The sequence below is a fragment of the Caldisericum sp. genome (assembly GCA_022759145.1).
In the GTDB taxonomy this organism is placed as follows: Bacteria; Caldisericota; Caldisericia; order Caldisericales; family Caldisericaceae; genus Caldisericum.
Genome location: JAEMPV010000069.1, coordinates 44,361 through 52,763 on the forward strand (window position 1 = coordinate 44,361; position 8,403 = coordinate 52,763).

An 8,403-nucleotide genomic window follows, 5' to 3' on the forward strand; every position below is an offset into this window, starting at 1 on the left:
AATAAAAGCAGAAAACTTTTTAAATTGACTATATTGAAATTTTTGATAAAATATTTTTACGCCGTAGATAATTTGAGATATTTTTAATTTAAAAGAGGTGAAAGATATGCAAGATTCAGAAATGTACATAAGGCTTTTAAAAGAAGTTATTGATAACAAATACAGGTTAATACAAGTCCTTATTGATGAAGGGCAGAAGTTGTACAAGTTAAATCCTACAGTGTATAACCCATTTTATGCAGCAGACTTTATTCGGAAAGTACAAGAATATCTTCTGAATAAGGAGAGCGAAAATAGAGAATAAAGTTCTTCTTGCTGTAACAGGTGGCGTTGCAGCATATAAATCTTTAGAACTTCTAAGGCTCCTTGTAAAGAGAGGATTAAAAGTAAAGGTAGTCATAACAAGGGGCGGAGAAAAGTTTGTTGCTCCTTTTTCCTTTTTGTCATTAGGTGCTGAAGAAGTTTTTACTGACGATGATCAGTTTTCTGTTGTTGAAGGCTCTTCTATACATCTTTATCTATCAAGGTGGGCTGATGTAATTGCGGTAGTGCCTGCAACGGCTGATTTTATCGCAAAGGCAACTTCCGGTATTTCCGACAGTTTACTTCTCACAATACTCCTTGCTTCAAAAAAACCAATTCTTATTGCCCCTTCTATGAATGAGAATATGTTTTTGCATCCTGTAACTCAAAAAAACATCGAGACCTTGAAGTCCTATGGCTACAGGATTATAGAACCAGACGAAGGATTTTTAGCCGACCTTGCTAAGGGTAAAGGTAGGTTAAAGGAGCCAGAATATATTTTAGAAGAAATACTTGTTGAATTATCTCCTAAAAAATTAAGTGGCTTAAGAGTTCTTGTTACTTGTGGAGCAACAAGGGAATTTATAGACCCTGTAAGATTTATCACGAATGGCTCATCGGGCAAAATGGGTATTGCTTTTGCTAAGGTTGCAAGAAGGTTTGGGGCTTCTGTTACTCTTATAGCGGCAAATGTTAATGAAAATTTGCCAGGTGGTGTAAAAATTGTAAGAGCAGTAACAACCGAAGATCTATATAATAGGGTCTTAGAAGAGTTAGAAAATGCTGACTTGCTTGTAATGGCTGCCGCACCTTCAGACTATAAACCAAAAGAATTTAATGAAAACAAACTTCCCAAACTCGATACTCTTAATCTTGAACTTGTTTCGACCGTTGATGTTTTAAAAGAGGCATCAAAATACAAAGGTAGTAAGATTTTTGTTGGTTTTGCACTTCAAACTGATAACCTTATTGAAAATGCAAAAAGGAAGTTAGAAGAAAAGAACCTTGATTATATTGTTGCAAATGATACTTCGAATATTGGGGGTTATTACGGTAAAATTGTACTAATCGATAGGAATGGTATTTTAGGTGAATTTGAAGGAGATAAAGAAAGTATAGCAGAATTTGTGCTTTCTAAGATATTTAAATTTTAATTTAAGGAGGTTAAAGATGGTTAGAAATGAAAAAAAGAGATTCGTAACAACTGAGTCAGTTGCTGAAGGTCATCCAGACAAACTTGCAGACCAAATTTCAGACAAAATTTTAGACGAAATAATAAAGCAAGATCCTCAAGGGCGTGTTGCCTGCGAAACCTATGTTACCCATGGTCTTATTATTGTGGGCGGAGAAATCACAACTCACGCATGGGTTGATATATCAGAAATTACGCGTGAAACCGTGAAAGAGGTGGGTTATACTTCTCCAAGGTATGGCTTTGATTATAGGACTTGCGCAGTCCTTAATGCGGTTGGAAGGCAATCTCCTGACATTGCTCGTGGTGTTGATAGAGGCGGTGCAGGAGACCAGGGTATTATGTATGGCTATGCAATTGATGAAACACCTCAACTTATGCCTCTTCCCATTGTTTTAGCGCACGGTCTCACACAAAGACTAGCAAATGTTAGAAAATCAGGCGAACCTAAAAATCTTGCACCATATTTAGGACCCGATGGTAAAGCACAGGTCACTCTTAAATACGAAGAAGGTAAAGCAATAGAGGTAACAGATGTTGTAATCTCAACACAACACACAGAAGAACTATTAGACCCAAAAACTGACGAGATGAGCGATGAGGCAAGACATATCATTATAGAGCATATTGCAAAACAGGTTATCCCGCCACATCTTCTTACACCAAATACACGATATCATATAAACCCAACAGGTAAATTTGTGGTTGGTGGTCCTCAATCCGATACAGGAATGACAGGGAGAAAACTTGAAGTTGACACATACGGCGGTCTTGCTCCTCATGGTGGTGGCGCCTTCTCGGGTAAAGACCCGACAAAAGTTGATAGATCTGCAACTTATATGATGCGTTATCTTGCTAAGAATGTAGTAAAAGCAGGCATTGCAAAAGAGTGCCTCATACAGGTTGCTTATGTCATTGGGGAAACCCAGCCTGTCTCATTTATGGTTGATACCTTTGGTACAGGCATTGTTCCTGATTCAGAAATTGAAAAAGCGCTCATTAAACTTGTTGACCTTTCTCCACTTGGCATCATAAAACACCTTGACTTAAGGCGTCCCATTTTCCAGAAAACTGCTTCCTACGGACACTTTGGCCGTGAAGAGCCAGAATTTACCTGGGAGAAAACAGATTTAGTCGATGCGCTTAAAACCGAACTAAAAATATAAATGAGTAAGTTCTTGGGGGTCGCAATAGAAGATGCATATCTTCCTTACGATTTGCTCTTCTATGAGGCCCCCGATTCTTTAGAAGTAAATATTGGATCAAGAGTCTTAGTCCCCTTAGGTAAAAATAATAAGCCAAAACTTGCATATGTCTTAACAATATCTAATGAATTGCCGGACTCTGTAAAAAGTGAAGAAATAAAAAGTATAATTGAAGTTGTTGAAAAAAACCTCTTTTCTTTAAGTATTGCCTTACTTTTTCGATTTGTATCGCAAACATTCCTTATCCCTATACATAGCCTTTTAAATAAAATTTACGGGACATATACCGAAGGAGAGTTAACCCCTATTATAAAAGTTGTGGATCCTTATGCTTTATCAAATTTTAAAAATTCGTTACATTCAGAAAAAAGAAAATTGATTTGTGATATTCTTATTGAAAATTCCAACATTACGCTTGAAAGATTAAAGCAAAAATCAAAAACAAAAATTGAATATCTAAAGAATTTTTTGAGAGAGCTTGAAAAGAAAAATCTCGTTGGACTTTCGTATAAGATTCCATACTCTTCAAATAAACTGCTTACGATTGACAATTTTGAGTTATTTGAGAATATAATTCATAAAAAGGGCACAAAAAAGTCAGTGAGGGATTTATTACTTAGAATTCAAAAGAACAATGCCCTTCATTACAATGACGCAATATATAAGATTAGAGATGGGCTTGCGATAGTAGAAGAACTTTTGAAAGAGGGCGTTATAAAAGAGGTTGAGGAAAGTAATGCCGAACCTAAATTAAACACTTCAGCAAAAAGGCTTATTATTGATGGGGGAAGTTTAAAAGAAAGAATTTCTTACATTTCGAAAATTCTAAAAAATGATCTTAATGAAAATGGTGTTGCACTGATTATAGTTAACGAAAATTCTCTTGTAAGAATTTTAAGCGAATTGTATAAGGAAGAATTCCCAGGGGTTGTTTTTGGAAGTGTTAACAAGGAAAAAAATGAAATCAAAAGGCAGTTGCGATTAGGCAAGCGCATAATAATTTCTACACCTTTTTCTCTTTTTGTGGATATTCCCAACCTTCAATTCCTGATAGTTGAAGATGCTTCTTCAAAATACCATATTCCTCATGAGTTTCTTCCATTTGACACAAGAATTGTCTCTTACAAGAAAAGCGAACTTGAAAACATTTCTCTTATTCTATCCACCTATTCTCTCGATGATACTATGTATTTTTTTCATAAAGAAAAGAGTTTTGAATTAGTGAATCTGAAAGACCTTAAGAATCAAAATAAAAGGATTATTGATATGCGCAGGGAGGCAAAATCCGAAGCATTATCACCTCTTACATCGTATCTCGAAAGCAAAATAAGAAAAGCACTTTTGGAAGAGAAGAATGTTGCACTTATTCTTAATAGAAAGCCTTATTCCACGCTTATTGTTTGCACAGAGTGCGGGTATGTGCACAGGTGTCCAGTTTGTGAAAGTCCTTTATTTTTTGATAAAGAAAAAAACATCTTATTCTGTTCAACCTGCGGGCATGAGGAAGAGCCTATTGAAAGTTGTCCGCGTTGCGGAAGCCTGTCTCTTCTTTATCTTGGATACGGCATTCAAAAACTGTCTTATTCCTTAAAGTCTTCTTTTAAGGAAGCGAATCTCATTATTATAGAAAGTGGAGAAGAGACCATCTATGATTCAACTAAGTTTAAAAAGACTATTTTCTTAGGCACAGAGGCGATTTTTTCACATTTGAAGTTCGATGATGTTGCACTTGTTGCATTCGTTAGCGCAGATACTTTCTTGAATGGAGATGAATTTAATACATCATTTGAAGCCTTTAAATATTTAAGGCAATCTGCATTTGAAATATTCCCCAGGGATATTTTTATCCAGACTTACGAAAAAGATAATTATATACTTGAAAACTTTAAAAAGGATAATGAACTTGGATTTATCAAAACCGAATTATCATTTAGATATGAATTATATTACCCGCCATTTGCCTATTTATATGAAATTAGATTTAGTGAGCGGATTGATAGGGGCTTATTAAAACTTGATGATCCTGATGCAAAAGTTTACGGACCTGCTGAGAGAATAGAGGATGGCAAAAAGTTCTATGAGATTAGTATAAGAACAAAATTAAAGCCAAAAGAATTTTACAATAGTTTAAGTGAGGTTAATCAAAAGAGAATTAGATCTTTAAGAGTCTATCCTGCACCATCAATTGTAGATTACAAAGACTTTTGAAATTTGATTTACTAAAAGAGGGGGCACATCCACCCCCTCGAATAACTTTTATCGTGATCCAAGCACAACTTCAAAGTTCATTATCTTACCGTTTCTTGATACAGTAATATTAACCTTGTCGTTTGGCGAATAGTTTCTTATTGTTGAAATAAGGTCATCTGAAGTCTTAATTGCCTTATCATTAACTGCAGTTATAATATCGTGTTTTCTAATGCCAGCGATATATGCTGGACTTCCTACAACTACATCTGCAACAAATGCGCCTTCTGTATATTTTATGTTATACGCATTTGCAAGTTCTTGCGTCATTGTTGTAACTTTAACTCCTAAGTAGGGCCACTTAACGCTTCCAGTTTTTAAAATGCTATCTATAACCCTTTTTGCCGTATTTGAAGAAACAGCGAATCCTAATCCCTGTGCATTTTGATATATCATCGTGTTTATACCTATTACTTCGCCTTTAAGGTTTACAAGAGGCCCACCGCTATTCCCAGGGTTTATTGCAGCGTCTGTTTGAATGACTCCATACATTGTGCTATCGCCTGTATCTATATTCCTTTCGACTGCAGAGATCACGCCCAATGTAACAGTATGGTCTAATCCATATGGGTTTCCGATTGCAATTACGAATTCGCCAACCTTGGCTTTTGAAGAGTCTCCAAGTGTTGCTGTAGGTAAATCTGTTGCATTAATTTTTACAAGTGCAAGGTCTGATGTTGGGTCTGTTCCCAAAACCTCCCCTTTGTATGTCTTTCCGTTTGAAAGAGTTACCTCAATCTTTGTTGCGTCTGCTATTACATGGTTATTAGTTAGAATAAGCCCATCACTTCTAATAATGACACCCGAACCTAAACCTTGCTGAGGAATAATCTGGAAAAAGAATGGATCGATAATCTGTGTAGTAGAAACAATTTTTACGACTGCAGGGGAAATTTTATTTGCAATTTCTTCAACCTGGCTTTGTATATCTACAAGATTTGTAGGTACTTGAACAGTTGTTTGATTTGACCCTGTTTGAGTACCAATTGATTGATTTGCAACCCATGGGAAAAGCGTTGGATTCTTAAATACTATGAAAGTTCCAAAAATTCCTCCGATAATGCTTCCAATGATGATACCTACAACAAGGTAAACAATCCAACTTCTGTGTTCCTGGTGTTCAAATTCATCCATATTCTCACCTCCGCTAATCAAATTATATACCCAATCGCAAAGATTTTACAGATAAATTGTGAATAAATTATGAATATGCTACTCTTCGAGCATCTTTTCTTTAATTTCTTTGACTGCCCTATCAATCTTAATGCGAAGGTATCCGAGGTTTACTTTCCTTGTGGAAACTACTGCAAGGAAACCGTTGCCAATAGAAGAGAAAATTATAAAATCTGTTTCTGTTTCAATAAGAACGTGTTTTACTTTCCCTGAGCCGAGTACCTTTGCGGTTGTTACACTATTTCTGAAACTTGTTGCACACATTCCTGCAACTGCATCGGGATCAAGGTCCTGTGGAAGTTTTGCTTCAACTATTAAGCCATCTGTACTTACAACTGCAACACCTCTAACTCCTTCAATTTGTGCAAGCTCATTTAGTATGTTGTCCATTTGTTCCTCCCCTTCCTTGCATTATTTCAATGCAATGCGGTATTGCTTCTTTTATTACATTAAGTGATTCGATCGCTCCTTTTGGATTGCCTGGTAAATTTATTATCAGGGTATCATTCCTTATTCCAGAAATGCCCCTTGAAAGAATTGATGTCTTTACACTTTTAAAATTTTCCATTCTCATCGCTTCCGAAAAACCAGGCATTTCTTTTTGTATTACATCTCTTGTTGCTTCAGGTGTCACATCTCGCTTTGAAGGTCCTGTCCCTCCGCTTGTTAAAATTAAATCTACTTTCAGAACATCTGCATAATAAATCATTTTGTCTCTTAGAAGCTCTCTTTCATCGGGGACAATGGAAGCGTCGATTAAAATCCATCCTTCATCCTCGACGAACTTTTTCAAAAGCGGTATTGTTTCATCTTTGTTTATGCCTGCGCTTCTTGTGTCGCTTGCAATGATTACTGCAACCTTTAGTTTATAGTCATTCATATATTAATGATACCAAAAATTTCCAATATTCAAATATAATTTTGTATGGATTACTTTAAAACGATAATATCGGTTTATGAGTGTGGTTCTACAATGGACCTTGCGAAATCCTTAAGTGATGTTTTTAAACCTCCCTATGTTATTCGTTCTTATACCCAGACAAAGGGAAGAGGTCAATACGGTAGAAGTTGGGATTCAATGCTTGGTGGTTTATTTTTTACAGAGGCACTCTTATTGGAGAATATTCTTGGCTTTTCGACATTTCTTTCAATTCCTATTATGAGAGCAATTAAAAAGTATGTTAAAGATGTAAAGGTTAAATGGCCTAATGATATTGTTGTTGGGAGGAAGAAACTCGGCGGCATACTTGTTGAAAGGAGTAATTTAACTTATGCAGGAGTTGGAATAAATGTTTGTAATGATATATCCTCTGTTTCTAATATTGCGGTAAGGATTTGTGATTTTGCAAATATTGATCAAACGGCTCTCTTCTATGAAATCCTGGAAGAGGAAACGCAACTTTTAGGTGAATTTGTAAGAAATGGTTTCCAGAATTTCGTAGAGGAATACAACAGAAATCTTGTTTTTATCAATGAGGAAATTCAAATAGAATCTGACCGAATTTATAAGGGGGTAGTTGTAGGCGCAGGAAAAAATGGAGAATTGCTTCTTGAAACCCATAACGGAGTTGCAGAAATATATAGTGGAACTGTTCTAAACTTTTATGAAGAAACTTTAAAAATATAGTTATATTTTTAACAAAAACTTATTGATTTTTGTTCATGAATTTGTTATGATTCCTATCTATTTTTTAAAAAATCTATGGGAGGTAGATTATGTCAATTGATGACAGACTAAAGGAGCTTGAGGAAAAGAAAAGTAAGATTAAAAATTTAGACCCTCAGATTGTCAAAAAGCAGCATCGAAAAGATAAACTTACTGCAAGGGAACGCATTAATCTCCTGCTTGACCCTCACACATTTGAGGAATTTGACCCATTCGTAAAAACTCGTTCTACTTATTTTGGTTTGGACAAGAAGTTTATTCCTGCAGATGGTTTTGTAACAGGAATTGGCAAGGTTAACGGGAGAAGAGTTGCAGTTTACTCACAGGACTTTACTGCTCAGGGCGGTTCGCTTGGAGAGATGCACGCACTTAAGATCGTGAAAATGCAGGAACTTGCAATGAAACTTGGAATTCCGTTTGTTGCAATGAACGACTCTGGTGGTGCAAGAATCCAGGAAGGAGTTGACTCATTAAGAGGGTATGGCGAAATTTTTATCAGAAATGTTAAGGCGTCGGGCGTAATTCCGCAGATTTCAGTCCAGTTAGGACCTACAGCAGGAGGAGCGGTTTACTCTCCTGCTCTTATGGACTTTATTATTATGACTGAAAAGGCAACA

9 protein-coding genes are annotated in these 8,403 nt (G+C 36.0%); 6 read left to right on the top strand and 3 right to left on the bottom strand.

From position 1 onward, the window contains the following. The first annotated feature begins 106 nt into the window (after positions 1-106). The 4 genes from JHC30_05020 to JHC30_05035 are packed head-to-tail and all read left to right on the top strand — an operon-like array spanning position 107 to position 4,908. Positions 107-304: a hypothetical protein gene (locus JHC30_05020; GenBank protein ID MCI4463515.1), complete on the top strand. Its 198-nt coding sequence runs from the start codon at positions 107-109 to the stop codon at positions 302-304. After that, complete coding sequence (gene coaBC / locus JHC30_05025) at positions 279-1,457, top strand: bifunctional phosphopantothenoylcysteine decarboxylase/phosphopantothenate--cysteine ligase CoaBC (GenBank protein ID MCI4463516.1); 1,179 nt, start codon at positions 279-281, stop codon at positions 1,455-1,457. The genes JHC30_05020 and coaBC overlap by 26 nt, the downstream gene beginning before the upstream one ends. Before the next feature lie 16 nt (positions 1,458-1,473). Further along, positions 1,474-2,661 carry a methionine adenosyltransferase gene (locus tag JHC30_05030; protein ID MCI4463517.1) on the top strand — a complete coding sequence of 396 codons (1,188 nt, stop codon included), beginning with the start codon at positions 1,474-1,476 and terminating at the stop codon, positions 2,659-2,661. Continuing rightward, complete coding sequence (locus JHC30_05035) at positions 2,662-4,908, top strand: hypothetical protein (protein ID MCI4463518.1); 2,247 nt, start codon at positions 2,662-2,664, stop codon at positions 4,906-4,908. It begins immediately after the preceding gene. A 48-nt stretch (positions 4,909-4,956) separates the two neighbouring features. Here JHC30_05035 and JHC30_05040 read toward each other — a convergent pair whose 3' ends face one another. The 3 genes from JHC30_05040 to JHC30_05050 all read right to left on the bottom strand — a co-directional run bounded on the left by JHC30_05040 (position 4,957) and on the right by JHC30_05050 (position 7,000). After that, entirely contained in the window at positions 4,957-6,081 is a 1,125-nt protein-coding gene (locus JHC30_05040; GenBank protein ID MCI4463519.1) for a trypsin-like peptidase domain-containing protein, read from the bottom strand. A gap of 78 nt (positions 6,082-6,159) precedes the next feature. Further along, positions 6,160-6,510 carry a roadblock/LC7 domain-containing protein gene (locus JHC30_05045; protein ID MCI4463520.1) on the bottom strand — a complete coding sequence of 117 codons (351 nt, stop codon included), beginning with the start codon at positions 6,508-6,510 and terminating at the stop codon, positions 6,160-6,162. Next, complete coding sequence (locus tag JHC30_05050) at positions 6,491-7,000, bottom strand: MogA/MoaB family molybdenum cofactor biosynthesis protein (protein ID MCI4463521.1); 510 nt, start codon at positions 6,998-7,000, stop codon at positions 6,491-6,493. The genes JHC30_05045 and JHC30_05050 overlap by 20 nt, the downstream gene beginning before the upstream one ends. Before the next feature lie 93 nt (positions 7,001-7,093). On the opposite strand from JHC30_05050, the gene JHC30_05055 reads away from it, so the two are divergent. After that, a complete protein-coding gene (locus tag JHC30_05055; protein ID MCI4463522.1) occupies positions 7,094-7,747 on the top strand; it encodes a biotin--[acetyl-CoA-carboxylase] ligase in 654 nt (217 codons plus the stop codon). A gap of 89 nt (positions 7,748-7,836) precedes the next feature. Continuing rightward, on the top strand, positions 7,837-8,403 hold a 567-nt coding region (locus tag JHC30_05060), incomplete at its 3' end, for a methylmalonyl-CoA carboxyltransferase (GenBank protein MCI4463523.1).

Bases quoted from the DNA above. Each gene is read 5' to 3' on its own strand.
- JHC30_05050 (MCI4463521.1), bottom strand. From the start codon at position 7,000: ATGAATGACTATAAACTAAAGGTTGCAGTAATCATTGCAAGCGACACA.
- JHC30_05040 (MCI4463519.1), bottom strand. From the start codon at position 6,081: ATGGATGAATTTGAACACCAGGAACACAGAAGTTGGATTGTTTACCTT.
- JHC30_05030 (MCI4463517.1), top strand. From the start codon at position 1,474: ATGGTTAGAAATGAAAAAAAGAGATTCGTAACAACTGAGTCAGTTGCT.
- JHC30_05045 (MCI4463520.1), bottom strand. From the start codon at position 6,510: ATGGACAACATACTAAATGAGCTTGCACAAATTGAAGGAGTTAGAGGT.
- JHC30_05020 (MCI4463515.1), top strand. From the start codon at position 107: ATGCAAGATTCAGAAATGTACATAAGGCTTTTAAAAGAAGTTATTGAT.
- JHC30_05035 (MCI4463518.1), top strand. From the start codon at position 2,662: ATGAGTAAGTTCTTGGGGGTCGCAATAGAAGATGCATATCTTCCTTAC.
- JHC30_05055 (MCI4463522.1), top strand. From the start codon at position 7,094: ATGGACCTTGCGAAATCCTTAAGTGATGTTTTTAAACCTCCCTATGTT.